This is a genomic window from Phocaeicola coprocola DSM 17136 (assembly GCF_000154845.1).
Classification (GTDB): Bacteria; Bacteroidota; Bacteroidia; order Bacteroidales; family Bacteroidaceae; genus Phocaeicola; species Phocaeicola coprocola.
Genome location: NZ_DS981504.1, coordinates 1 through 25,519 on the forward strand (window position 1 = coordinate 1; position 25,519 = coordinate 25,519).

The window sequence follows — 25,519 nt, forward strand, 5'->3', positions numbered from 1 at the left end:
TCATCAATCATGATATAAAGGTACGAAAAATCAGGCAGTTACGCAAACTTTTTATCGTTTATTCTTATATTATTTTTATTGATAATCAATGTATTAATATTAATCTTTCGGACTGACGTACATCTTGTCAACTACTATACTTTCCGTAAGATAGGCCATGTCCGACCATTGTATCCGGTAGCATTTGGAGACTTCATCAAACACAGGTTTCTTGAATCTCCCCATGACAGGACGTTTCTCGTAAAGCACATAAAATCCGCGTTCATAATGAAGTATTTTCACAACTTTTCGGTTCCTGGACATGAACATATATACATTGGATGCATCGCTCGGGTCAAGTGACATCTCTTCCCTTATACTCTCACACAGGCGGAAGATTCCTTTCCGCAAATCCACATTACCGTTGAACAGGTAATAGTTCAGGTTAGCGCTAAGTCCAAGCATATCATCCTATCATTTTATTAAGCAACAGACTCAAATCAAGAACTGTGGTATTTCTTAGGAACAATGTGGCACCTGATGTCAATTGCAGTTTTACCCACTTAATCGGAGATTCACCTTCAGGTTGTTTCACCTCCAACTTTACGGTTGGACTGTTGCAAGGCTTGCCGGTTATCCGGACTTTGGCAACCTTGGGCTGCTCAACCTGGACTGTCTTGCCTAACTTTTCGCTCCATAGCTGATGACGCTGCCAGTTCATGAACTTGTCGTAATTTACTCCATAATCCGCACAGAACTCACGAAGATCCTTGGTCTCACTGCATAACTGATAGAGGTCATATACCTCCTGGTAGTTTACTTTTTCTTTTGCCATAATCATTGTTGTTTAAGGGTTACGGCGCAAAGGTAGGTTTAGGGAACATGCGTGTCAAGGCGGAAAATAGAATGGTTACGAATAAAATAAAAGCCGTAATCATAGAAGATGAGTTTCCGGCAGCTCGACTGCTGAACAAGATGATACAAAAAGTACGTCCGGAATGGGAGGTAACGGTGCTTCCAGGAACAATCGAAGGAGCAGTAAGCTGGTTTAATGAAAATCCTCATCCGGACATCATATTCCTTGATATTCAACTGAATGACGGCATATCATTTATCTTTATCGAACAGGCACAGCCACAAAGTATGATTGTATTTACAACCGCATACGATGAATATGCTGTACGTGCTTTTACCGTAAACAGTATCGACTATCTGCTAAAACCGATACACGAAGAAAGACTACTTGAAGCAATCCTAAAATTTGAACGCCTTTTCGCTTTAAGCTCGGAACATACGTATAATTTATCAAACATAGAGCAACTGCTTAAGTCGTTTGCCGAAAAAAAGGAAAAACAATTTCGTACTCGCTTTCTCATTTCCGGCCCCAAGCACCTATATACAGTCCAGGTAAGTGACATTGCCTATTTTTACTCAGAAGATAAAATAACTTTTGCCGTAACGAAAGATGCAAAAACCCACGTCATCGATTTTCCGCTGAATAAACTGGAGGAGCAGCTGGATGATAGAATGTTCTTCCGTGCCAACAGACAGTTTATTTTATCGGCAGATGCTATTAAAAGTATACAAAACCATTTCAATGGCAAAGCCGTAGTAAGCGTAATTCCTCCTTATAGCGAAACCATATATATCAGTCGCGAAAAAGTGTCTTTATTAAAAATGTGGCTTAATAGTTAAAACTCCTATATCTATGTTTTTTATATAAGACATTGAAAAGTATTTTCTTACTTTTGTGTTTGTAATGAAAATACTGAACCTGTTCATAGTAAGCATTGTGTTACTACTGTTGATGCCGGTCAAGATATTGGCACAAAAGCAAGTGGTAAAAGGGCGTGTTGTTTTATGTAATGCTCTCCGGCAAACTGAAGCTCTACCCTATGCTAATATCGCACTTATACAGTTACCTGACTCTACGTTTGTAACAGGAGCTGTAAGTGACGAACAGGGCAAGTTTACTTGTTCGTTCTCACGCAAAAAGAATCACAGCTATCTTTTCAAAGTATCCTATACAGGATGTAGTCCGGTATTTAAAACCATCACATCACAGTCGGACACAGTGCGTCTGGGTACAATCAAGCTAAAAGAAAATGCACTGCACCTGAAAGAAATTGTAGTCGTTGCTCCACTGAAGGCCATGGAGCAGAAGGGTGATACTACTATATATAATGTAGATGCCTACCCTACACCAGAAGGATCCTATTTGCAAGAATTGGTTAAACGCATTCCAGGATTAACATACGATCCCAAAGAAAAAACCATCACTTACAACGGACATACCATCAAAGAAATAACCGTAAATGGCAAAGACTTTTTTAAAGGTAACCAGCAGGTCGTTTTGGAAAACCTTCCTGTCAAGTTTGTCAGTCAGCTAAAAGTGTACGACAAGCCAACCAAACAGGAAGAAGCTACAGGTATGAAATCGGCAGAAAAAAACTATGTGCTCGATCTTCAGACTAAAAAAGAAGTGAACAACGCCATACTTTTATCAGCAGAAGGTGGTTATGGAACTCATAAACGACGGGATATAAACGGAAAAATAATGCGTTTTAATGAAGCCGGAGATAATTTCATGATAAACGGGCAGTCTACAAACCGCCATTATACTACACCATATGATAAAAATATTTCGAATACGATTGGAGCTAATATCACGAAAGTAAAAGATCAGTTTGAAATTTCAGGAAATGTCAGTTTTTCAAATGACAGGGTTGGAAATGAATCAAGTTCTTATAGTGAACAATACATGACGACCGGCAACCAGTATGCCATTTCCGAATCAAACAGATTAAGTAAGGGAAACAGATTCAATGGAAACGTTGATTTTAAATGGGATATTGATTCGCTAACCATGTTCAACATTTCCGGTTGGTTCAATTCCAACCGCAACAACAGTGATGACCACAACCGGGAAGCAACATTTGATACTAATCCGGAAGTCAGCACCCAAAATCCGTTCGACAGATTTGAAGAAATAGATCCGGCTACTTACATTAATGACAGTAAAAGACAGTCGAAAGAACAGAGCCAATATAGCAATTATAATATAAACACAAGCATTACCCGAAGAATAAACAAGAAAGGAAATAATATCAGTTTTAGCTTTTCCACGGCACAAAACCAGAATAAGAGCAAAACTTACACATTGTCATCCACACGCTATTTCCGCCTGTCGGATATAGCAGGAAAAGATTCTGTGTTATCTCTCAATCAATATCAGTATGCACCGGGAAAAGAGCAAAACTATACACTGAATCTGGCTTACACACAAGTCTTAACCAAGGAAAGTCGCCTACAGATATCTTATGGTTTCAATGCCAATAAGGAACATCTGAACAGTAATACATACAACTTGGGAGCGCCGGATGATAAAAATATTCCTATCGGCATTTTGCCGGAAGGATATGAAGCGGGGAATATCGACAGTCTTGCCAATCGCAGCAACAGCTTGACTTCAGGACATAATCTGGCACTACAGTTCACATATAACGGAGAAGTATGGGGAATAAGAAGCAGTCTGACTACGACCTTTCAAAAACGATCAATCAATGAATATACAGGCAGGCATCAGGCAGACACAACAATAAATTCGATTGAATGGCAGCCTAATCTGACCCTCACATACCATAAGGGTGACAATTATGCAATGATAAGTTACAATGGAGGAACTTCACAACCCATGCTGAGAGATCTTATTGCGCCTACCGATTATAGTTCACCTTTGAATATTACACGGAGTAACCCGAACCTTCGTGCTTCGTATAGTAACTATATATATGCAATGTTCAATAACTTCCGTAAAGGGATTATGGTGGGAATGAGTTGGAATCAGCAAATAAACTCTGTAACCCGTGCTACAATATATAATACAGAGACAGGAGGTAGAGAAACTTTTCCTGTCAACATTAATGGCAACTGGGGACTGTCAGGCAATGCTTCATATGACAAGCGCTTTAACTTTTTCCGGATTTATCTCACAGGAGCGGGTAATTTCAACCAAAATGTCAGCCTGATAAATGAAGGATATGACAACCAAATGCCTCAACAAAGCAAGACACATACCACAGGCTTAAACAGCGATTTGAGATTATCTTACCTGCCTTCGTGGGGAAATATTGAATTAAACGGGAAATGGACATTTTACCAGTCAAAAAATTCCCTGCAAAACCGTAATACCTATACTCGCATATATACATTAGGGCTAGATAGTTCCATCAATCTGCCCTGGGACTTTATCTTCAAGACAGATGCCAATTATCGTTTCCGGAATGGTACAGGAATATCAGGAGATGATGAAAATGAGATACTGTGGAATATGAAGCTCTCATGGAAATTCTTAAAAGAAAAACAGGCAGAGCTATCTGTCTACTGGGCTGATATATTAAGTCAGCGAAAAAATTTATCACGAAGTGCCACTTCTACCGGATTCTACGAATATTATGAACGGCAACTGAAAGGCTATTTTATGGTATCTCTAAAATATGAATTGAATAACATGAACTGATATCACCATGAAATCTAATAAGAAAGCGATATTGCCTCTTCCAGACAAGAAGAAACAATATCGCTTTTATCGTACTATTAAATTATACTTATTTAGACAAGGCTTCGCCTGTATTCTTTGTCAAAGACATAACTTCTGTACCATTTTCGTCTAACAGTGATAACTTAGACTTATCTTGATCCAATGTAAAACTAGCTACTTTATTAAGAGCTTCCAAAACAAGTCTTTCAGTATCCATATTCGGACATGCCATCATGGTAGAAATCATCTGAGAGAATTTTAAAGAATTTTCTTTACCTTCTTCCTGCATGAATCCACCATTTACAACATTGCAGCTAGCATTTCCATGCACACGTTTTTCTTCAATATTGAATGCAAGGAAAGGAACATTTTCCTGTTTTTCAAGTTCTGTACCGTTGACAGTAGAAATAATCCACTCTCCAGCCAAATCATTTACAGAGTACTCAGGAAGCTGACGTTTTTCCAGATTCATAAGTGTTTTACCATCGGCATCAGTCAAAGCGATACCTTCCGGAGTTTCAACATAACCATTCACCTTATCCAATACACCAAGAACTTTGGTTTCTACATCCATATCCGGGCACATCATACGTGTAGCACCCACTTGAGTGAAATGTATCACACCGGGCTTCAATGAATCCAGTTCAAGACCTCCCATCATTCTGTTGCATCCAGCATTCCCATAAATACGTTTTCCGTCTACATCCAGACCGATGTACGGCATATTGTCTACATTTATCTTTTCGCCATTTACAGCAACAATATTCCACTCTCCAGCCAAATCAATCTTAGTCACGTTTTTACTACTGCTGCATCCGGCTGTTGTCATCATTAATGCTCCTGCACATACTGCAGCTACTCCAAAAAAAATCTTCTTCATATCAAATTTTATATTAGAACAAATATTTGTTACTTATTTTACATTTACGCTACATAAACAATCACAAACAGTAAATAGTTTATGGATTTGTACATATTACAATACAAAAATACGGATATAATTGGAATACTGCATGACGTTTGAGAAAATTTTCTATCTTTGCATATTGAACGGTAACGTTTACCGGGCATTTAAGATTATTATTTAAGATAAATGAGTAAAGTATTGATTATCGGTGCAGGCGGTGTAGGTACCGTTGTTGCACACAAGGTGGCTCAACATCCCGAAGTATTCAGTGAGGTGATGATTGCTAGCCGCACCCAGTCAAAATGTGACGCGATTGTAAAGGCAATCGGTAACCCTAACATCAAAACCGCTAAGGTAGATGCAGACAATGTAGACGAACTGGTGGCTTTATTCAATGGTTTTAAACCCGAAATCGTTATTAACGTAGCACTTCCTTATCAGGATCTGACCATCATGGAAGCTTGTCTGAAAGCCGGAGTCAACTATCTGGATACAGCAAACTACGAACCGAAAGATGAAGCTCACTTTGAATACAGCTGGCAATGGGCATACAAAAAACGTTTCGAAGAAGCTGGTCTGACTGCTATCTTGGGATGCGGATTCGACCCGGGAGTAAGTGGTGTATACACAGCATACGCAGCAAAACATCATTTTGACGAAATCCATTATCTGGATATCGTAGACTGCAATGCAGGTAATCACCACAAAGCATTTGCTACTAATTTCAATCCGGAAATCAACATCCGAGAAATCACTCAGAACGGACGTTATTACGAAGACGGAAAATGGGTTACAACTAAACCGCTGGAATTCCATAAAGATCTGACTTATCCTAACATTGGTCCGCGTGATTCATATTTGCTGTATCACGAAGAATTGGAATCGTTGGTTAAGAATTTCCCGACAATCAAACGTGCACGCTTCTGGATGACTTTCGGACAAGAGTATCTTACTCACTTGCGTGTAATCCAGAATATCGGTATGGCAAGCATTGAGCCTATTAATTATAACGGTATGGAAATTGTTCCTTTGCAGTTCTTGAAAGCCGTTTTACCTAATCCTCAAGATCTAGGAGAAAACTACGAAGGAGAAACATCTATCGGTTGCCGTATCCGTGGTCTGAAAGACGGTAAGGAACATACTTACTATGTATACAATAACTGCTCACACCAGGCTGCTTATCAGGAAACAGGCATGCAGGGAGTAAGCTACACAACAGGTGTTCCTGCCATGATTGGAGCCATGATGTTCTTAAAAGGCTTATGGAAACGTCCGGGAGTATGGAATGTAGAAGAATTCGATCCAGATCCATTTATGGATGCTCTCAACAAATATGGTTTACCATGGCATGAGGTATTCGATGGCGATTTAGAATTATAATACCATTATACCAATAGAGCCTGTTTAAATTTTGTTGGGGCTTGTCATTTCCCCCAACGACATATTGTGAAATTTAAACAGGCTCTTCATTTTTCAATCTTTATTTATGAACGTAGGAGATAAAGCCCCTGAAATATTGGGACTTAACGAAAAAGGTGAAGAAATACGCCTGAGCGATTACAAAGGGAAAAAAGTTGTTTTATACTTTTATCCCAAAGACATGACTTCCGGATGTACGGCACAGGCATGCAACTTGCGTGACAACTATGCAGCACTTCGCGAAGCTGGATATGAAGTTATTGGCGTTAGTATAAACGACCAGAAATCACATCAAAAATTTATAGAGAAAAATACACTTCCGTTTACATTGATTGCAGATACCGAACAAAAATTAGTTCAGGAATTCGGCGTATGGGGAGAGAAAAGCATGTACGGAAGAAAATATATGGGTACATTCCGAACAACCTTTATCATTAATGAAGAAGGAATAATAGAACGTATCATCTCTCCGAAGGAAATAAAGACAAAAGATCATGCTGCGCAGATCTTGGGATAACTCTTTATTCCTGACTATATCAAAACAAGTATTTTCGAAAATATAAAAATATCCGATATGGCGAAAAAAGATGAATTAGCATTCGAAGGAGGAGTAGAAAGCCCCCAACCAAATAACAGCGAAAAACTGAAAGCACTTCAGGCTGCAATGGATAAGATAGAAAAAAGCTTCGGAAAAGGCTCTATCATGAAAATGGGTGACAACCATGTACAAGAAGTAGAAGTCATTCCTACTGGTTCTATCGCACTGAATGCAGCTTTGGGTGTTGGAGGTTATCCTAAAGGACGTATCATTGAAATATATGGTCCGGAATCATCAGGTAAAACAACCTTGGCAATCCATGCCATTGCAGAAGCACAGAAAGCAGGTGGTATCGCAGCTTTTATTGATGCAGAACATGCTTTCGACCGTTTTTATGCAGCAAAATTAGGTGTAGATATCGATAATTTGTGGATTTCACAGCCTGACAACGGAGAGCAAGCATTAGAAATAGCTGAGCAGTTGATCCGCTCATCTGCTATTGACATCATCGTTATCGACTCTGTTGCCGCATTAACTCCTAAAGCTGAAATAGAAGGAGATATGGGAGATAACCGCGTAGGATTGCAGGCACGACTCATGTCACAAGCTCTGCGCAAACTGACATCTGCCATCAGCAAGACAAATACAACATGTATTTTCATCAACCAGCTGCGTGAAAAAATCGGTGTCATGTTTGGAAATCCGGAAACAACAACAGGAGGTAATGCACTGAAATTCTATGCATCTGTACGTCTGGATATTCGCAAAGGTCAACCTATCAAAGATGGAGAAGACATTATCGGAAACCAGACTCGCGTAAAAATCGTAAAGAACAAAGTTGCCCCTCCATTCAGAAAAGCGGAATTCGACATTATGTTTGGTGAAGGAATTTCCAGAAGTGGAGAAATTATTGATTTAGGTGCCGAACTGGGTATAATCAAAAAAAGCGGTTCGTGGTACAGCTACAATGAAACCAAACTGGGACAGGGACGGGATGCAGCTAAACAGTGCATTCAGGACAACCCTGAACTGGCAGAAGAGCTGGAAGGACTTATCTTTACAGCCCTGAAAGACAAAGAATAAATAGAAAAAAGGCTACGATTATGAAACTAACACGTACAATCATCGCAATCTGTTTATGTATGGTTGCGGTGGCAGGGTTTGCCCAAAAAGCAACAAACAATCCTTTTTTCCGTTTTGCAACAAAAGCTGAAGCGCAGATGCTTATTACAGATATCGACGAGTACACCAATGGATGGAATCAGTTCGATATTTGTTCACGCTTACAGAATAAAGAAGGACGAAAGTCACAATTGCTTACTCTAGCGATGAGCAGCGTACAGAACTGGAGTGATACGGAGAAAAAAAAGGTAACAAATGCCTTCAATGCAATAGTTGCATCCATCAAAAAACAAAAACTGGCTCTTAGTTTTCCTGATGAAATCATTTTAATAAAGACATCAATGCAGGAAGAAGGAGGAGCAAGTGCCTATACTCGCAAGAACTGGATTGCTATAGGAGAAAATGTTCTGAACAATACGCAAGATGCACAAATGCAATTATTGCTGGCACACGAGTTGTTTCATATTCTGACCCGTCACGACTTGAATTTTAAGAAGTCAGTATATCAGACAATAGGTTTCACGGTTATGGATCACGAAATATTGTTTCCAACAGATATTCTGGAAAAACGTATTTCCAATCCTGACATCAGCCGTTATGACAGCTATACTCCGCTTACCGTAAATGGTAGAACTCAAAACTATACAATGATGATCTATACAGATCGTCCATATGAGGACGGCGATTTTTTTGATTACATAAAAATCGGACTTATTCCTCTGAATGAACAGTTCATTCCAATACAAGAGAACGGAGAAACAATAATCATACCTATCGAACAAGCTGAAGACTTATACGAAAAAATAGGTAAAAACACAGATTATGTCATCAACCCCGAAGAGGTACTGGCAGATAACTTTGCTTTTATGATAGTAGAGAAAAAAGATTTACCAACCCCTGAGGTCGTAAACCGTATGAAAGAGGTTTTGAAAAAATAAAAATAATCTGCAATCCGAAAAAGCCGGCTTTATGCTTAACGTTTCTAAGTGAAACAAGCATAAAACCGGCTTTTATTATATATTGCAGCTTCCCCTACTCCTTCAACATCTATTTATCATAAACAGGATATATATTCATCACTAAAATCTCAAAAAAGATTGTACATATTTTCCAAAAACTTCAAGTAAAATTCACTAAAAGATCGAGAATTTTTCTCCCCTACAAAGTTTTTACGCATTCTCCCTTTCATCCTTTCATAAGGAACTCTTTTCAGGTGAAAGGCATGAAGCACATTTTTTTGACTGACAGTATGACAAAAAAAATGTATTTTTGCAGCTGTTTTATGTTTTTATTCATTCAGGCACGAAATTTGTAAGAAAGTCGAAGAATAATTATATGCAACGTTTGTATTAAGAAATAAATAAAAATAGATATTATCATGACTACAAAAAATCATCATCCGCAAGAAGAAGAGGTATTGAAGGCTCAACAAGAAGAAGCATCGGAACAAACCGAAACTCAAACAGAAGAAACTTCTAACACAGAAGAACAGTGCGAAGAGCCATCTGCTGAACAAAAGCTGGAAAAAGAATTAGAGGAAGCTAAGCAAACTATCGAAGACCAAAAAGATAAATATTTAAGACTTTCTGCAGAGTTCGACAACTACCGCAAACGTACAATGAAAGAAAAAGCTGAATTAATTAAGAATGGTGGAGAAAAAGCAATCAGCGCAATTCTTCCTATTCTTGATGATTTAGAACGTGCCTTACAAAACATGCAGAAAGCCGACAATGTACAGGCTATGTATGAAGGTATAGACCTTATTTCACAGAAATTCCTGAAAGTTCTCGCACAAGAAGGTCTGCAAAAGATGGAACCGGTAGGAGAAACATTCGACACCGACTTTCATGAAGCAATAGCATTGGTTCCTGCTCCGGACGAAACACAGAAGGGTAAAGTTCTAGATTGTGTCCAAACAGGATACAAGCTAAACGACAAAGTTATTCGCCATGCAAAAGTTGTTGTAGCACAGTAATTTCCTAATCCTTGTTTTTATCATTATGGCAAAAAGAGATTATTACGAAGTGCTGGGCGTAGACAAATCAGCTTCAGCAGACGAGATAAAAAAAGCATACCGTAAGAAAGCAATCCAATATCATCCTGATAAAAATCCAGGAGATAAAGAAGCAGAAGAAAAATTTAAAGAAGCTGCAGAAGCTTATGAAGTACTAAGCAATCCAGACAAGCGTGCACGTTATGACCAGTTCGGACATGCTGGAGTAGATGGAGCTGCTGGAGCTGGAGGCTTTGGCGGTTTTGGCGGACAGGGTATGTCTATGGATGACATTTTCTCTATGTTTGGCGATATCTTCGGTGGACATGGAGGTTTCGGCGGCTTTGGAGGCGGTGGCGGACAAACCCGCCAGCGTAAATTCCGGGGATCAGACTTACGTGTAAAGGTCAAGCTAAACTTAAAAGAAATCTCAACTGGAGTTGAAAAGAAATTCAAGCTTAAGAAATATGTTCAATGTTCACATTGTCATGGAACAGGAGCAGAAGGTGACGGTGGTGTAGAAACTTGTCCTACATGTCACGGTACAGGAAGCGTTACCCGTACACAACAAAGCATATTTGGTATGATGCAAACCCAAACCGTATGTCCTCAGTGTGGCGGTGAAGGTAAAATCATCAAAAATAAATGTAAGGAATGTGGCGGTGAAGGTATCGTATATGGCGAAGAGGTAGTTACTGTAAAAATTCCAGCAGGTGTAGCCGAAGGAATGCAAGTTACCATGAACGGTAAAGGTAATGCAGGAAAGCACAACGGAGTAGCCGGAGACTTGTTAGTTCTTATCGAAGAAGAAAAACATCCGGAACTAATTCGTGATGAAAGCGACCTGATATACAACCTGTTGTTAAGTGTACCTACTGCCGCACTGGGAGGAACCGTAGAGATTCCGACTATCGACGGAAAAGCTAAAATTAAAATCGAGCCGGGTACACAGCCCGGAAAGGTGCTTCGCCTGCGAGGAAAAGGATTACCTAACATTAACAGTTATGGATACAGTACCGGAACTGGAGATTTACTGGTAAATGTAAGTGTATATATTCCTGAAAGTCTGACCAAAGAAGAACGACAAGCTTTGGAAAAATGGCAGGAATCGGAAAGCTTTAAACCAGATATGAGCTTAAAAGAAAAGATATTCAAAAAGTTCAGAAGCTTGTTCGATTAATATTTCACATACAACAAAAAGGTGCAACATAGCATTCATTGTATAATGAGAAAGGCTATGTTGCACCTTTTTTCATATAAATCTGCGTTAATCTGCGTTAATCTCTGTTGCTCCTGTCATGCGACATACAAGAATATCCGTATCTTTGGTAAAAGATAAATGTAAAAAACGCTGACATGAAACAAATATACCTGATACTACTCATCTTGTTATTCCCTTTCAAAATCTTTTCACAGACAGAAAAGGAAAAAGACATTGCTCCTTCTCCTGAAGCTACGCAAACTACAATGATAAAAGACAGCCTTGATGTACCGTTGGTATCCCCTATTCCTCAAACAGGATATATACAGCCCTTTGGTATGTATGGTATCACCCCATTCGATTATGGTTATGCCACATGGCAACTGCACAAAGGCTTCAATGCTTCCATTGGCTTGAATCTGACATTCAGCCCCAGCAAATATGCTCCATCTGGAGTAGGATTCGGACAAGATGCAGCATTTATGTATGCTGTTCCTATCACCGAACGCCTCAGCGTGGCAGGAGGACTTTATGCCAGCAATATGGACTGGGGATTTCTCCGATATCATACGGTAGGAATTGCAGGAGTAGCAGCATATAAACTGACCGACAGAATCAGTATTTACGCCTATGGGAACAAATCCTTCACACCTCAACGTCCACCTTATTATTATCCTCTGCCAAACTATGCACCCGACCGTATCGGAGGCATGATTAATTTTAAGGTAGGCGAAAGCAGCTCTTTCAGTATAGGTATAGAGGGAAGAAAAAATGATTATCCATGGTGGTACTGATATATTATGTCAATAAATGATTTATCTTTGCACGACAAAAAACAACAGACATAAATGACTTATCAGGAAACTCTAGCATATTTATATAATAGCGCTCCTTTATTTCAACATATAGGAAAGGCAGCATACAAAGAAGGATTAGAAAACACACTGGCACTCGACGAATATTTCGGACATCCACACAAGAAGTTCCGGTCTATCCACGTAGCTGGAACAAACGGCAAAGGCTCATGTTCGCATACATTAGCAGCAATCCTTCAGTCCGCAGGTTACCGTGTGGGACTATATACATCTCCTCATCTGGTCGATTTCCGTGAACGTATCCGCATAAACGGGATTCCTGTTTCACAAGACTTCGTTATTGACTTCGTGGAAAAACATCGTTCTTTCTTCGAACCGCTTCACCCTTCTTTTTTCGAACTGACTACCGCAATGGCATTTCATTATTTTGCATGCCAGCAAGTAGATGTAGCTGTTATAGAAGTAGGATTGGGAGGACGACTGGACTGCACTAATATCATTCATCCAGATTTATGTCTGATTACCAATATCAGTTTCGATCATGTGCAATTTCTTGGTAATACGCTAGAAAAAATAGCAGGCGAAAAAGCAGGAATTATCAAGTCATCCGTACCAGTAGTAATTGGTGAAACAACTCCCGAAACAAAATCAGTTTTCCAACATAAGGCAGCAGAAGTTAACGCCCCAATCATTTTTGCTGAAGAAGAGCATCTGCTAACAGATATATTCCAAGACGAAGATGGAAAATATACTTACCAGACAAGCTCTCTTAAAGACTTAAAAGGTGAACTGGGAGGATTTTGTCAGAAGAAGAACACCAATACTTTACTTTCGGCTATTCATCAGCTAGAAAAATTGAATTACCATATTTCCGAAACAGATATTCGGAACGGATTTGCTCATGTCTGTGAATTGACCGGATTAATGGGACGCTGGCAAAAATTATCGGAACATCCTACTGTAATATGCGATACAGGACATAATGTAGGAGGGATACAATACATTGTAAAACAATTATCCTGCCAAAAATATAAACAACTACGTATTGTAATCGGAATGGTAAATGATAAAGACATTACTGGAGTACTGGCAATGCTTCCTAAAAACGCCATTTACTATTTTACTCAAGCAAGTGTACAACGTGCTCTACCAGCCGATAAAGTAAAAGAACTGGCAATTCCATTTGGCCTGAAAGGTGAAGCTTATCCCGATGTAAAAACAGCATTAGCCTCTGCGCAAAAAGATGCAGAAACAGATGACTTTATATTTGTAGGGGGAAGTAGTTTTATCGTTGCCGATTTGCTTTCGACTTGCCTACCTAAAGAATAAAATAACAGATTTGTTTGTGTATCTTGAATAAAATCTTTTTATTTGCATACATTTACAAGTCATAAAAAGATAACGACAGATATAAAAAATTATGAATAACACATTTTATTACGAAAATAACCTTTGCGGCTTAAAGCGAACCGATTTCCAGAAAAATATCGGAGGCAAAGAAACTGATTTATTTATCTTGACAAACGACAACGGTGCTGAAATGGCAATCACCAACTATGGAGGTGCTATCTTAGCCATTATGGTTCCTGATAAAAATGGGAAACTAGCCAATGTCGTACAAGGACATGACAATATAGAAAGTGTAATCAATAGCCCGGAAGTTTTCTTAAGTACATTAATCGGACGCTACGGAAACCGTATAGCCAAAGGAAAATTCCAGCTTGACGGTAAAGAATACAAACTTACAATCAACAATGGTCCGAATTCACTTCACGGAGGACCGACTGGCTACCATGCACGCGTTTGGGATGCCCAGCAAACAAGCAAACAAAGTGTAACACTTCATTATCTTTCAGAGGATGGAGAAGAAGGATTCCCAGGCAACCTTGATATAACAGTTGTTTACACTTTTACCAATCAGAACGAATTAGTTCTTACTTATACAGCAACAACAGACAAACGTACAATTGTCAATCTTACTCACCACGCATTTTTCAGCCTTTCTGGTCTGGCAACACCGACCGCCAGTGTAGAAAACAATATAGTTACTATCAACGCTGATTTTTATACTCCGATTGATGAAGTTTCTATTACTACCGGAGAAATACTAAAAGTAGAAGGAACGCCAATGGATTTCCGCACTCCACATACTATAGGAAGCCGTATCAACGAACCGTTCCAACAACTTGTTTATGGAGCTGGATACGATCATAATTATGTAATCAATAAGCAAGAAGCAGGAACACTGACATTTGCTGCCAAATGCGTAGAACCAATCAGCGGTCGTACTCTTGAAGTTTATACCACCGAACCAGGCGTACAAGTATACACAGCCAACTGGCACAGTGGTTTCGCTGGATGGCATGGAGCTACATTCCCCGCACGTAGTGCAATCTGTTTCGAGGCACAACATTTCCCCGATACACCAAATAAAGGTCATTTCCCTTCTGCAGCCCTTAATCCTGGAGAAGTATACCATCAAGTTACCGTATACAAATTCGGAATAGAGCAATAATTTAATGAAACAGAACTAACCTAATTTATTAACCCTATATTATCAACAAAACCATGAATCAACAAAAACAGAATGGCAATCTCATCGCAATTATTACGATGTTCTTTCTTTTTGCGATGATCTCTTTCGTCACTAATCTTGCAGCACCTTTCGGAACGATTTGGAAAAACCAATATGCCGGTGCAAACACCCTGGGTATGATGGGAAACATGATGAACTTCCTTGCATACTTGTTCATGGGTATTCCGGCAGGAAATATGCTTGTAAAAATTGGTTATAAGAAAACTGCCCTGATTGCAATGGCAGTAGGTTTCTTCGGCTTGCTCACCCAGTATATTTCAAGCTTGGTAGGCGCTGATGTTTCAGTGTTCTCAATGGGTGAATACACTATTAAATTAAACTTTATCATTTATCTGCTGGGAGCATTCATCTGTGGTTTCTGCGTATGTATGTTAAATACTGTAGTAAACCCGATGTTGAACCTGTTAGGTGGAGGTGGTAACAAAGGAAACCAGTTAATCCAGGCAGGTGGTGCACTGAACTCATTGTCAGGTACTCTTACTCCGCTTTTCGTAGGTGTATTGATCGGCAGTGTAACTCCTCAGACTGCAATGTCGGATGTAGCTCCGTTGCTTTTCATCGCAATGGGTGTATTTATCTTCACATTCATCATTATTTCTTTGGTCAGCATTCCAGAACCTCACTTGCGTAAAGGTAAAGTTCAAAAAGAACAACACCTTCACAGCCCATGGAGCTTCCGTCACACTGTACTAGGTGTTATCGGTATCTTTATTTATGTAGGTATCGAAATTGGTATCCCGGGAACACTTAACTTCTATTTAGCAGACTCTACAGAAAAAGGAGCTGGTCTGCTTACAGACGGTGCCGCTATCGGTGGAGCTATCGCTGCAATTTACTGGTTATTGATGCTGGTTGGACGTTTGGCAAGTAGTGTCATCAGCGGTAAAGTATCAAGCCGTGTACAGCTTATCACAGTATCAATAGTTGCTATCTGTTTTATCCTTATCGCTATCTTTACTCCGAAAGAAGTTACAGTATCTATGCCGGGCTATAGCGCCGACAATGGTTTCCAGATGGCATCTGTACCTCTGAGCGCTCTGTTCCTTGTATTGTGCGGACTTTGCACATCAATCATGTGGGGAGGTATTTTCAACCTCGCTGTAGAAGGATTGGGTAAATATACAGCACAGGCATCAGGAATTTTCATGATGATGGTTGTAGGTGGTGGAATCCTGCCATTGATACAGCAGTTCATCTCAGACTCAGCTGGTTACATGAATAGTTACTGGCTTATCATTGCAATGTTAGCTTATCTGTTGTTCTACGGATTAGTAGGTTGCAAAAATGTAAATAAAGATATCCCTGTTGAATAATAAGATGATAGACGAAAATGATGGATGAAGATTATCACTATTTGTTAAAGAAGTCTTCATTCATCATTTTTTAGTTTCTCACTAAAACAATATTAACCTTTTAAGCTTTTACCACTATGGATATAGAATTTGTAAGAAGCCGTTTCATCAAGCATTTCGATGGTACAACCGGAAGTATTTATGCATCACCCGGACGCATCAACCTGATAGGAGAACACACAGACTATAATGGAGGATTTGTTTTCCCGGGAGCTGTAGACAAAGGTATTATGGCAGAAATTAAACCAAACGGCACCAATAAAGTATGTGCTTACTCTATTGACCTGAAAGACTATGTAGAATTTGGTTTGAATGAAGAAGATGCACCTAAAGCTAGCTGGGCACGTTATATTTTTGGCGTATGCCGCGAAATGATAAAGAGAGGAGTAGATGTAAAAGGTTTCAATACAGCATTTGCAGGCGATGTTCCTCTGGGAGCTGGTATGTCTTCTTCTGCTGCACTCGAATCTACTTTTGCCTTTGCTCTGAATGATTTATTCGGCGACAACAAAATAGATAAATTTGAACTTGCGAAAGTAGGTCAGGCTACAGAACACAACTACTGCGGAGTAAACTGCGGAATTATGGACCAGTTTGCATCTGTATTCGGTAAAGAAGGCAGCTTGATGCGTCTTGACTGTCGTTCATTGGAATATCAATATTTCCCATTCCGTCCGGAAGGCTATCGTCTGGTTTTGGTTGATTCTGTTGTTAAGCACGAACTTGCCTCATCAGCTTACAACAAACGCCGCCAGAGTTGCGAAAACGTAGTAGCTGCACTAAAGAAAAAATATCCGAACGTTGAATTCTTGCGTGACGCTACTCTCGAAATGCTTGCAGAGGTAAAAGCAGAAGTAAGCGAAGAAGATTATAAACGAGCAGAATATGTAATCGAAGAAATTCAGCGCGTACTTGATGTATGCGAAGCTCTTGAACGCAATGATTATGAAACCGTAGGTCAGAAAATGTATGAAACTCACCACGGTATGAGTAAATTGTATGAAGTAAGCTGCGAAGAACTGGATTTCTTGAACGATGTAGCATTCGATTGTGGTGTAACAGGCTCTCGCGTTATGGGAGGTGGTTTCGGAGGTTGTACTATCAACTTGGTGAAAAATGAACTTTACGAAACATTCATCATCACAGCCAAAGAACGCTTCAAAGAAAAATTCGGCCGCAGCCCTAAAGTATATGATGTAGTAATCAGCAATGGAGCTCGCAAAATCTGCTAATGAATTATTCGAGTAATCTTTTACGCAGAATAGAATTTTATTAAATCTTATACGAAGACTTTTATTCGTAGATAGAGTCAAGAAATCTCCTCCACGTATCAAACATGGAGGAGATTTTATTTATACTCATATCAAATTTTACACTCAGTACAACAATAGCCTATAGTTGTTTGTTCTTAATAATAACGCTTCTGTTAGTTTCAAACAGCCCAGCAAATCCCGTGTTTGGTTTACTGACAGAAAAGTTTTAACTTTGCATTCACATTTATCAAATCAATTATCAATGACTTACAAATGTATCAGTACATGGCTTGCGATGTTATGTCTGAGTGGAACTATGCATGCACAGACAGCAGACTCCATACTAACCTATCGGGTGGAAGCAAGCGGAAATGTGTCAAATGGCACGTATGCCCCATTGTGGCTAACCTCAAACCGTTACGGACTTTCAAGTGTAGAACCTAATAGCGGCTATGTCCGTGCAGGAATAAATTTTGATAAAGAATTACGCCATAACTGGCAGATACAGGCAGGACTGGATGTAGCAGCGACAGCTAATCAGACAGCTGATTTTGTTATTCAGCAAGCTTTTGCTGATTTCTCATGGAAATTTCTCCGACTAAGTGTTGGAAGCAAAGAACGTCTGGGATTTCCTCTGACAAAGAATGAACGCCTGAGTAGTGGTATGATGGTAGAAGGCGCCAATGCACGCCCAGTACCTCAAGTCCGTGGAGAAATAGCAGAATATGTAGCTATTCCCGGAACCAAAGGATGGCTCTCGCTGAAAGGACATTTAGCATACGGAATGTTTACCGATAACGGATGGCAGGAAAGTTTCGTGTCAGCAGGAAACACCTATGGTAAAAATATTTATTATCATAGCAAGTCCCTGATGTTCCGAATCGGTAACCGAAAAAAACTTCCTGCTGAATTTGAGTTTGGTCTACTCATGGCAACCCAATTTGCAGGCGACCAGCTAAAAAAGAAGAGTGACGGTACAAGTGAGCTGATTACCGACATGCCTGATGGTTTAAAGAGTTTTTTCAAAGCTTTTGTTCCAATGAGCGGTGGAAGTGATACACCTTGGGGAGATCAGGTAAATGTAGAAGGCAATCATCTGGGTAGCTGGAACTTTGCTATAAACTATTATTTGAAAGACTGGAAGTTTCGTGCCTATCTGGAACATTTCTTCGATGACCACTCACAAATGTTCTGGCAATATGGACGCTGGAAAGACGGACAGATAGGCATAGAAATTACATTGCCAAAGAACCGGTGGGTAAGTTCTATATTATGGGAAGGTATGTCTACAAAAGATCAGACCGGACCAATTTTATATGACTCATTTGCAGGCAGTTTAGGTTATCAAATCAGTGCAGGAGACAATTATTACAATAATTACTGCTATCAAGCATGGCAGCACTGGGGACAAGGTATGGGAAACCCTCTCCTACCCGGACCTATATATAATAAAGATGGGAAAATAACCTTTAAAAGCAACCGAGTACGAGCAAATCATCTAGGCATAGAAGGTAATCCGAGTGACGAATGGAATTATCGCATTTTAGTTTCTTTTGCCCGCCACTGGGGAACTTACAGTACTCCTCTTGACAAGCAACGAAAACAGTTCAGTTCACTGTATGAAGTAACGTACAGCCCTCAGTGGGCAAAAGGATGGAGTACATCAGTCAGCATGGGACTGGACCGCGGTAATTACCTCGGCAACTCTACCGGAGGAATGCTTAGCATAAAGAAAACAGGAAGCATATTATAAAGTCGAAGAATAATATTCATTTATATATAGAACAATGAAAAGTATATTTTATATAACTATACTACTGCTTTGCATAACATTTAGCGGATGCCAAAAAGAGCCGATAGACCGAAATATAGAAGGCATGTGGAGGCTGGAACAGTTCACTACACACGAAGACAGCGTCGTCCATAAAGACTGTCAACGAATGTTTTTCAGCATCCAGCTATGGGTCGTAGAAGTAGCAGAAAAGCAATGTACACATAGCTATGGTACATTCATTGGCAGATTTTCTTACGAAAACAACAAACAAAAAGTTGTAATGAAAGACTTTGTACATCGCTACTCTACAGGAGATGACGGTATACGAGTAGGAATAGATAAAAACGAAAAGGGTGAAATCATATATCCGATAAGCAAACTTCAGCCGTATGGCATAAATAGTCTGGAAACGACATTCAATGTCATAAAAGCAGATGGCAAGCATCTTACCCTTGAATCAGATTACGCAACCCTTGAGTTTACCAGCTTTTAAAAATAAAAATAGTTACATTTTAAAGAATATTACTATCTTTGCATAAACTAACATATCCAATAATGAAAAACGATAAAGAACTAATGAACCGTGCAGCCGACAACATTCGTATTTTGGCTGCTTCTATGGTAGAAAAAGCTAATTCCGGTCATCCGGGTGGCGCAATGGGTGGTGCAGACTTTGTAAATGTACTGTTTTCTGAATTTCTCGTTTATGATCCCGAAAATCCACGTTGGGAAGGTCGCGACCGTTTCTTCCTCGATCCGGGACATATGTCACCAATGCTATACTCAGTATTGGCCCTGAGCGGAAAATTCACATTAGAAGAACTGGCTCAATTCCGTCAATGGGGAAGCCCTACTCCTGGACATCCAGAAGTAGATATTATGCGTGGCATTGAAAACACTTCTGGTCCATTGGGACAAGGTCATACATTTGCTGTAGGTGCAGCCATTGCAGCTAAATTCTTGAAAGCACGTTTGGGAGATGTAATGAATCAGACAATCTATGCTTATATCTCAGACGGCGGTATACAGGAAGAAATTTCTCAAGGAGCCGGACGTTTAGCCGGACACCTGGGACTTGATAATCTTATCATGTTCTACGACTCAAATGATATCCAGCTTTCTACCGAATGTAATGCTGTTACAGACGAAGACGTAGCAAAAAAATACGAAGCATGGGGATGGAAAGTTTTTACTATCAACGGAAATGATGCCGATGAAATCCGTGAAGCATTGACAGCAGCAAAAGCTGTAAAAGATCAGCCGACTTTGATCATCGGTAAGACCGTAATGGGTAAAGGCGCTTTGAAAGCAGACAAATCAAGCTATGAACGCAATTGTGCAACTCATGGTGCTCCATTAGGAGGTGACGCTTATATCAATACAATCAACAATTTAGGAGGAGATCCTGAAAACCCATTCCAAATATTCCCTGAAGTGGCAGAATTGTATGCTGCTCGTCGCGAAGAACTTAAAGCTATCGTAGCAGAACGCTATGCAGCAAAAACAGAATGGGCAAAAGCACATCCTGAACTGGCTGCCAAAATGGAATTCTGGTTCTCAAATCAGGCTCCAAAGATAAACTGGGAAGCTATCGAACAAAAGGCTGGTGCTGCAACACGTGCTGCTTCGGCTACCGTTTTGGGAGTATTGGCTACTCAGGTAGAAAATATGATAGTAGCTTCGGCTGACCTTTCAAACTCAGACAAGACTGATGGTTTCTTAAAGAAAACACATGCCTTTACGAAAGGTGACTTTACCGGTGCTTTCTTGCAGGCTGGTGTAGCTGAATTGACTATGGCTTGTTGCTGTATCGGTATGGCACTGCATGGAGGTGTAATCCCTGCTTGTGGAACCTTCTTTGTATTCTCTGATTATATGAAACCAGCAGTACGTATGGCTGCTTTGATGGAAATGCCTGTGAAGTTCATCTGGACTCACGATGCATTCCGTGTAGGTGAGGACGGTCCTACTCACGAACCAGTAGAACAAGAAGCTCAAATTCGTCTGATGGAAAAACTGAAGAACCATAAAGGACACAATTCTATGTTGGTTCTCCGCCCTGCTGATGTTGAAGAAACAACTCAAGCATGGAAACTGGCAATGGAAAATACAGCAACTCCTACTGCATTGATTTTCTCTCGCCAGAATATTGCAAATCTTCCTGCAGGTACAGACTATACTCAAACAGCAAAAGGTGCTTATATCGTAGCTGGTGCAGATGAAAATCAAGATGTAATATTAGTAGCTTCAGGTTCAGAAGTATCTACACTGGTAGCTGGTGCTGAATTGTTGCGCAAAGACGGAGTAAAACTTCGTATTGTTTCTGTTCCTTCAGAAGGTCTGTTCCGCAGCCAAAGCAAAGAATATCAGGAAAGTATTATCCCAACAGGTGCAAAGGTATTCGGATTAACAGCCGGATTGCCTGTAAACTTGCAAGGATTAGTAGGACACAACGGTAAGGTTTGGGGACTGGAATCATTCGGCTTCTCTGCTCCTTACAAAGTTTTGGACGAAAAACTGGGATTCACTGCAGAAAATGTATACAACCAAGTAAAAGCAATGTTATAATGAAAGTAATAGGACTAGCTTCTGACCATGCCGGATTTGAACTAAAACAATATGTTAAGCAATGGCTGGAAGCAAAAGGCTGGGAGTACAAAGATTTCGGAACATATAGTACCGACAGTTGTGATTATCCGGATTTCGCTCATCCTCTGGCTCTTGCAGTAGAAGCTGGAGAGTGTTATCCAGGTATAGCCATTTGTGGAAGTGGAGAAGGCATAGGAATGACCTTGAACAAACATCAAGGTATCCGCGCTGCACTTTGCTGGATTCCAGAAATTGCACATCTGGCTCGCCAGCACAATGATGCAAATGTACTCGTTATGCCAGGACGTTTTATCAACACAGAAATGGCTGATAAAATCATGTCAGAATTCTTCACTACAGACTTTGAAGGTGGACGCCATCAAGCAAGAATTGACAAAATTCCAGTAAAATAAATATTTCTTTTAAATAAAAGGAATTAAATATATATTCACTATAGTTCATACAATGCTTTAAATTAGAACCTATTTCTAAGCATGTATGAATTGTAGTGAATATTTTTTATTTATCAGCCATTTCTTTTTTTTAGCAGGTATCTCTTGTCTTCCTATATTTTTTATCTGTATATTTGCTTACAGTAAAAATTAGAAAAACAAATAGAGATTTACCATGAAAAAAATTTTATTTATCCTACTGATGTGTTTGCCGATAATTAGTATGGCAAAAGATAAAAAAGATAATTCCAACCCGAAATATCTGACAGGAGCCGTTACAACAATCGATGGCAGAGTAGCTTTTACCAAAGAAATCAATGCTCCTGGATTATCAAAAACAGACATTTTCAATCAAATGCTAGACTGGGCAAAAGGTCGTTTCAAACCCGATGGTAAGTTGTATAGCCATGTTTCATATTCAAATGAAGAAGAAGGAGTTATAGCCGCATCCGCAGAAGAATACATTATATTTTCTTCTTCAGCCTTATCCCTTGACCGCACACGTATTTACTACCAGCTTTTAATTAATACAAAAGACGGTAAATGTGATTTGATGATGACCCGCATCCGCTATTGGTACGACGAAGCAAGAGACGGTGGAGAAAAATATTCAGCTGAAGAATGGATTACAGATGATATGGCTCTGAACAAAAAGAAGACCAAACTGGCCCCTATTTGTGGTAAGTTCAGACGAGAAACTATCGATCTAAAAGATGAATTATTCCAGTCGGCAGCTTCTGCATTAGGACAAAAATTCTTAGATACTACTCCAGAAGCAGCTCCACAAAGTGTTCCGATGCAGAAATTACAGCCTGCAATAAAAATAAACGCATCTGCCGAACTGAAAGAGGTTGGACTGGAACAGTTACCAAGCAATTTAAACGAAATAGCAGCGCTAGGACGTATCACTCTGACAGCTTCAAATGGTGAAGAAATTGAGATTAAAGCAGACAACTGGAGTGGTTTCGGAAAAATGTTCAATAAGAACGTATCTTACCTGCTGATAGATCAAAGTCGTATTGCTGCTACAGCATTGATGGAACAAAGTGACACCTATAAAATCTCATTCTATACAGATGACAACAGCAAGGCCAGCGTTGTAATAGAATGCAAAAAAGCAATGTCACAAAAGATGACTGCTGAAGAGCTGAAATCGCTGAACCAGAATGCAGATACATCAAAACAATATACGATGTACATCGGTGAAGTAACCAAAACACTGATGAGATAAAAAGAAACATTCAGACACAATAACACACGACACTATGAAACTACACAAACGCTTGAAACTGGCGAGTAACCATTCTATTTTCCGCCTTGACACGCATGTTCCCTAAACCTACCTTTGCGCCGTAACCCTTAAACAACAATGATTATGGCAAAAGAAAAAGTAAACTACCAGGAGGTATATGACCTCTATCAGTTATGCAGTGAGACCAAGGATCTTCGTGAGTTCTGTGCGGATTATGGAGTAAATTACGACAAGTTCATGAACTGGCAGCGTCATCAGCTATGGAGCGAAAAGTTAGGCAAGACAGTCCAGGTTGAGCAGCCCAAGGTTGCCAAAGTCCGGATAACCGGCAAGCCTTGCAACAGTCCAACCGTAAAGTTGGAGGTGAAACAACCTGAAGGTGAATCTCCGATTAAGTGGGTAAAACTGCAATTGACATCAGGTGCCACATTGTTCCTAAGAAATACCACAGTTCTTGATTTGAGTCTGTTGCTTAATAAAATGATAGGATGATATGCTTGGACTTAGCGCTAACCTGAACTATTACCTGTTCAACGGTAATGTGGATTTGCGGAAAGGAATCTTCCGCCTGTGTGAGAGTATAAGGGAAGAGATGTCACTTGACCCGAGCGATGCATCCAATGTATATATGTTCATGTCCAGGAACCGAAAAGTTGTGAAAATACTTCATTATGAACGCGGATTTTATGTGCTTTACGAGAAACGTCCTGTCATGGGGAGATTCAAGAAACCTGTGTTTGATGAAGTCTCCAAATGCTACCGGATACAATGGTCGGACATGGCCTATCTTACGGAAAGTATAGTAGTTGACAAGATGTACGTCAGTCCGAAAGATTAATATTAATACATTGATTATCAATAAAAATAATATAAGAATAAACGATAAAAAGTTTGCGTAACTGCCTGATTTTTCGTACCTTTATATCATGATTGATGAAAGGGCATACGAGTTACTTTGCTGCCAACTGGGTCTGGCGAATGAGGAAAAGGCGGGGCTTCGCAAACAGGTAAACGAACTGATTGCGAGGCTTAAGGCTATTGAAGAATCAAACAAAGAGAACTCCAAGGCTCTGGTTGATACAATCAATGAGTTGTCCACAACAGTCGAGAATAATCGAAAGGAAATGGAACTTATGAGAAAGCAGCTTGAGACAAAAGACGAGGTGAACATGATGCTTGCAAATGAGATATCCAATCTCAGGCTTCAACTTGAGGACAGCAGGAAACACCGTTTCGGCCGTACCTCAGAGCAAAGAAGGCTGCTGAACAACCGTAACATTGACAAGTCTGCAATGGAGAAGTCCGAGTACGACGGTTCTGGCAAGAAAGGTGATGATGATAATAAGACCGATGGTAACGGTACCGGCAGCAATACCTCTTCCGGTAACGTACCTGCACAGAACTGCAGGCCTTCAAGGAAAAAGGAAACTGCTCCCCGTGCAGCAAAGACCAGGCTGAAGGTGGATAAGGTAATTGTTCATGAAATAGAAGACTATTACCAACTCCCGGATGGTGCAAGGCTTATGAAGCGTAACGGAATGGCTGATGTGTGGGAATACAGGTTTATAGAACATGTGCGTGCTCATAACGTGCAGCATGTGTACAGGTGCAAGGGTAAAGCTTGCAGACGGCACTTTCACTAACACGATGAGCATCCCTGAAAACTGAGATCTTTTCCCTGATTGCTGCCGTCTGCTTTGTCTGAAATATGACTTCAGTATGCCTGAAGAATTCATC

The 25,519-nt window shown here is 39.9% G+C and carries 24 protein-coding genes; 21 read left to right on the forward strand and 3 right to left on the reverse strand.

Features of this window, described 5'->3' with window-relative positions:
• Positions 1 to 99: 99 nt before the first annotated feature.
• Together tnpB (BACCOP_RS15495) and BACCOP_RS15500 are read right to left on the reverse strand one after the other, a co-directional pair.
• A complete protein-coding gene (gene tnpB / locus BACCOP_RS15495; protein WP_007567398.1) occupies positions 100 to 444 on the reverse strand; it encodes an IS66 family insertion sequence element accessory protein TnpB in 345 nt (114 codons plus the stop codon).
• Position 445: 1 nt separating this feature from the next.
• Positions 446 to 814 (reverse strand): hypothetical protein, encoded by a 369-nt coding sequence (locus BACCOP_RS15500; RefSeq protein ID WP_009131422.1) that lies wholly within the window; start codon positions 812 to 814, stop codon positions 446 to 448.
• 71 nt (positions 815 to 885) lie between these two features.
• Between BACCOP_RS15500 and BACCOP_RS15505 the strand changes: the two genes are divergently transcribed.
• Positions 886 to 1,674 carry a LytR/AlgR family response regulator transcription factor gene (locus tag BACCOP_RS15505; RefSeq protein WP_040312172.1) on the forward strand — a complete coding sequence of 263 codons (789 nt, stop codon included), beginning with the start codon at positions 886 to 888 and terminating at the stop codon, positions 1,672 to 1,674.
• A gap of 64 nt (positions 1,675 to 1,738) precedes the next feature.
• Positions 1,739 to 4,498 (forward strand): outer membrane beta-barrel protein, encoded by a 2,760-nt coding sequence (locus BACCOP_RS15510; RefSeq protein ID WP_007570816.1) that lies wholly within the window; start codon positions 1,739 to 1,741, stop codon positions 4,496 to 4,498.
• Between the two features lie 88 nt (positions 4,499 to 4,586).
• On the opposite strand, the gene BACCOP_RS15515 is transcribed toward BACCOP_RS15510, so the two are convergent.
• The gene (locus BACCOP_RS15515) at positions 4,587 to 5,399 is read right to left on the reverse strand and encodes an META domain-containing protein (RefSeq protein WP_007570818.1); all 813 of its coding nucleotides are present in this window, start codon (positions 5,397 to 5,399) and stop codon (positions 4,587 to 4,589) included.
• A 213-nt stretch (positions 5,400 to 5,612) separates the two neighbouring features.
• Here BACCOP_RS15515 and BACCOP_RS15520 point away from each other — a divergent pair, with 213 nt between their 5' ends.
• The 19 genes from BACCOP_RS15520 to BACCOP_RS15610 all read left to right on the forward strand — a co-directional run bounded on the left by BACCOP_RS15520 (position 5,613) and on the right by BACCOP_RS15610 (position 25,425).
• Entirely contained in the window at positions 5,613 to 6,806 is a 1,194-nt protein-coding gene (locus BACCOP_RS15520; protein WP_007570820.1) for a saccharopine dehydrogenase family protein, read from the forward strand.
• A gap of 106 nt (positions 6,807 to 6,912) precedes the next feature.
• Positions 6,913 to 7,362 (forward strand): thioredoxin-dependent thiol peroxidase, encoded by a 450-nt coding sequence (bcp, locus tag BACCOP_RS15525; protein WP_007570822.1) that lies wholly within the window; start codon positions 6,913 to 6,915, stop codon positions 7,360 to 7,362.
• 57 nt (positions 7,363 to 7,419) lie between these two features.
• Entirely contained in the window at positions 7,420 to 8,466 is a 1,047-nt protein-coding gene (gene recA / locus BACCOP_RS15530) for a recombinase RecA (RefSeq protein ID WP_007570824.1), read from the forward strand.
• Between the two features lie 20 nt (positions 8,467 to 8,486).
• The gene (locus BACCOP_RS15535) at positions 8,487 to 9,443 is read left to right on the forward strand and encodes a hypothetical protein (protein WP_040312169.1); all 957 of its coding nucleotides are present in this window, start codon (positions 8,487 to 8,489) and stop codon (positions 9,441 to 9,443) included.
• Positions 9,444 to 9,883: 440 nt separating this feature from the next.
• The gene (locus BACCOP_RS15540; RefSeq protein ID WP_007570828.1) at positions 9,884 to 10,480 is read left to right on the forward strand and encodes a nucleotide exchange factor GrpE; all 597 of its coding nucleotides are present in this window, start codon (positions 9,884 to 9,886) and stop codon (positions 10,478 to 10,480) included.
• Between the two features lie 25 nt (positions 10,481 to 10,505).
• Complete coding sequence (dnaJ, locus tag BACCOP_RS15545) at positions 10,506 to 11,678, forward strand: molecular chaperone DnaJ (protein ID WP_007570830.1); 1,173 nt, start codon at positions 10,506 to 10,508, stop codon at positions 11,676 to 11,678.
• A gap of 176 nt (positions 11,679 to 11,854) precedes the next feature.
• Positions 11,855 to 12,493, forward strand: coding sequence for a hypothetical protein (locus BACCOP_RS15550; protein ID WP_007570831.1), 639 nt, complete (start codon positions 11,855 to 11,857; stop codon positions 12,491 to 12,493).
• A gap of 54 nt (positions 12,494 to 12,547) precedes the next feature.
• A complete protein-coding gene (locus BACCOP_RS15555) occupies positions 12,548 to 13,843 on the forward strand; it encodes a bifunctional folylpolyglutamate synthase/dihydrofolate synthase (protein ID WP_007570832.1) in 1,296 nt (431 codons plus the stop codon).
• 91 nt (positions 13,844 to 13,934) lie between these two features.
• The gene (locus BACCOP_RS15560) at positions 13,935 to 15,029 is read left to right on the forward strand and encodes an aldose epimerase family protein (RefSeq protein WP_007570833.1); all 1,095 of its coding nucleotides are present in this window, start codon (positions 13,935 to 13,937) and stop codon (positions 15,027 to 15,029) included.
• A 53-nt stretch (positions 15,030 to 15,082) separates the two neighbouring features.
• Positions 15,083 to 16,423 carry an MFS transporter gene (locus BACCOP_RS15565; RefSeq protein WP_007570834.1) on the forward strand — a complete coding sequence of 447 codons (1,341 nt, stop codon included), beginning with the start codon at positions 15,083 to 15,085 and terminating at the stop codon, positions 16,421 to 16,423.
• Between the two features lie 116 nt (positions 16,424 to 16,539).
• On the forward strand, positions 16,540 to 17,694 hold the full coding sequence (gene galK, locus BACCOP_RS15570) for a galactokinase (protein ID WP_007570835.1): 1,155 nt from the start codon (positions 16,540 to 16,542) through the stop codon (positions 17,692 to 17,694).
• Between the two features lie 283 nt (positions 17,695 to 17,977).
• Positions 17,978 to 19,468, forward strand: coding sequence for a capsule assembly Wzi family protein (locus BACCOP_RS15575; protein ID WP_040312171.1), 1,491 nt, complete (start codon positions 17,978 to 17,980; stop codon positions 19,466 to 19,468).
• Positions 19,469 to 19,502: 34 nt separating this feature from the next.
• Complete coding sequence (locus BACCOP_RS15580; protein WP_007570837.1) at positions 19,503 to 19,982, forward strand: lipocalin-like domain-containing protein; 480 nt, start codon at positions 19,503 to 19,505, stop codon at positions 19,980 to 19,982.
• A 62-nt stretch (positions 19,983 to 20,044) separates the two neighbouring features.
• Entirely contained in the window at positions 20,045 to 22,057 is a 2,013-nt protein-coding gene (locus BACCOP_RS15585; RefSeq protein WP_007570838.1) for a transketolase family protein, read from the forward strand.
• Positions 22,057 to 22,491 carry a ribose 5-phosphate isomerase B gene (gene rpiB / locus BACCOP_RS15590; RefSeq protein WP_007570839.1) on the forward strand — a complete coding sequence of 145 codons (435 nt, stop codon included), beginning with the start codon at positions 22,057 to 22,059 and terminating at the stop codon, positions 22,489 to 22,491. The genes BACCOP_RS15585 and rpiB overlap by 1 nt, the downstream gene beginning before the upstream one ends.
• A gap of 214 nt (positions 22,492 to 22,705) precedes the next feature.
• On the forward strand, positions 22,706 to 23,761 hold the full coding sequence (locus BACCOP_RS15595; protein ID WP_007570841.1) for a DUF4468 domain-containing protein: 1,056 nt from the start codon (positions 22,706 to 22,708) through the stop codon (positions 23,759 to 23,761).
• Between the two features lie 144 nt (positions 23,762 to 23,905).
• A complete protein-coding gene (locus BACCOP_RS15600) occupies positions 23,906 to 24,274 on the forward strand; it encodes a hypothetical protein (protein ID WP_009131422.1) in 369 nt (122 codons plus the stop codon).
• A 1-nt stretch (position 24,275) separates the two neighbouring features.
• Positions 24,276 to 24,620 carry an IS66 family insertion sequence element accessory protein TnpB gene (gene tnpB / locus BACCOP_RS15605; RefSeq protein WP_007567398.1) on the forward strand — a complete coding sequence of 115 codons (345 nt, stop codon included), beginning with the start codon at positions 24,276 to 24,278 and terminating at the stop codon, positions 24,618 to 24,620.
• 88 nt (positions 24,621 to 24,708) lie between these two features.
• The gene (locus BACCOP_RS15610) at positions 24,709 to 25,425 is read left to right on the forward strand and encodes a hypothetical protein (RefSeq protein ID WP_007570843.1); all 717 of its coding nucleotides are present in this window, start codon (positions 24,709 to 24,711) and stop codon (positions 25,423 to 25,425) included.
• The last annotated feature ends 94 nt before the right edge of the window (positions 25,426 to 25,519 follow it).

Coding starts and splice junctions, on each gene's coding strand:
- tnpB (WP_007567398.1), bottom strand. CDS start 444: ATGCTTGGACTTAGCGCTAACCTGAACTATTACCTGTTCAACGGTAAT.
- BACCOP_RS15500 (WP_009131422.1), bottom strand. CDS start 814: ATGGCAAAAGAAAAAGTAAACTACCAGGAGGTATATGACCTCTATCAG.
- BACCOP_RS15505 (WP_040312172.1), top strand. CDS start 886: ATGGTTACGAATAAAATAAAAGCCGTAATCATAGAAGATGAGTTTCCG.
- BACCOP_RS15510 (WP_007570816.1), top strand. CDS start 1,739: ATGAAAATACTGAACCTGTTCATAGTAAGCATTGTGTTACTACTGTTG.
- BACCOP_RS15515 (WP_007570818.1), bottom strand. CDS start 5,399: ATGAAGAAGATTTTTTTTGGAGTAGCTGCAGTATGTGCAGGAGCATTA.
- BACCOP_RS15520 (WP_007570820.1), top strand. CDS start 5,613: ATGAGTAAAGTATTGATTATCGGTGCAGGCGGTGTAGGTACCGTTGTT.
- bcp (WP_007570822.1), top strand. CDS start 6,913: ATGAACGTAGGAGATAAAGCCCCTGAAATATTGGGACTTAACGAAAAA.
- recA (WP_007570824.1), top strand. CDS start 7,420: ATGGCGAAAAAAGATGAATTAGCATTCGAAGGAGGAGTAGAAAGCCCC.
- BACCOP_RS15535 (WP_040312169.1), top strand. CDS start 8,487: ATGAAACTAACACGTACAATCATCGCAATCTGTTTATGTATGGTTGCG.
- BACCOP_RS15540 (WP_007570828.1), top strand. CDS start 9,884: ATGACTACAAAAAATCATCATCCGCAAGAAGAAGAGGTATTGAAGGCT.
- dnaJ (WP_007570830.1), top strand. CDS start 10,506: ATGGCAAAAAGAGATTATTACGAAGTGCTGGGCGTAGACAAATCAGCT.
- BACCOP_RS15550 (WP_007570831.1), top strand. CDS start 11,855: ATGAAACAAATATACCTGATACTACTCATCTTGTTATTCCCTTTCAAA.
- BACCOP_RS15555 (WP_007570832.1), top strand. CDS start 12,548: ATGACTTATCAGGAAACTCTAGCATATTTATATAATAGCGCTCCTTTA.
- BACCOP_RS15560 (WP_007570833.1), top strand. CDS start 13,935: ATGAATAACACATTTTATTACGAAAATAACCTTTGCGGCTTAAAGCGA.
- BACCOP_RS15565 (WP_007570834.1), top strand. CDS start 15,083: ATGAATCAACAAAAACAGAATGGCAATCTCATCGCAATTATTACGATG.
- galK (WP_007570835.1), top strand. CDS start 16,540: ATGGATATAGAATTTGTAAGAAGCCGTTTCATCAAGCATTTCGATGGT.
- BACCOP_RS15575 (WP_040312171.1), top strand. CDS start 17,978: ATGACTTACAAATGTATCAGTACATGGCTTGCGATGTTATGTCTGAGT.
- BACCOP_RS15580 (WP_007570837.1), top strand. CDS start 19,503: ATGAAAAGTATATTTTATATAACTATACTACTGCTTTGCATAACATTT.
- BACCOP_RS15585 (WP_007570838.1), top strand. CDS start 20,045: ATGAAAAACGATAAAGAACTAATGAACCGTGCAGCCGACAACATTCGT.
- rpiB (WP_007570839.1), top strand. CDS start 22,057: ATGAAAGTAATAGGACTAGCTTCTGACCATGCCGGATTTGAACTAAAA.
- BACCOP_RS15595 (WP_007570841.1), top strand. CDS start 22,706: ATGAAAAAAATTTTATTTATCCTACTGATGTGTTTGCCGATAATTAGT.
- BACCOP_RS15600 (WP_009131422.1), top strand. CDS start 23,906: ATGGCAAAAGAAAAAGTAAACTACCAGGAGGTATATGACCTCTATCAG.
- tnpB (WP_007567398.1), top strand. CDS start 24,276: ATGCTTGGACTTAGCGCTAACCTGAACTATTACCTGTTCAACGGTAAT.
- BACCOP_RS15610 (WP_007570843.1), top strand. CDS start 24,709: ATGATTGATGAAAGGGCATACGAGTTACTTTGCTGCCAACTGGGTCTG.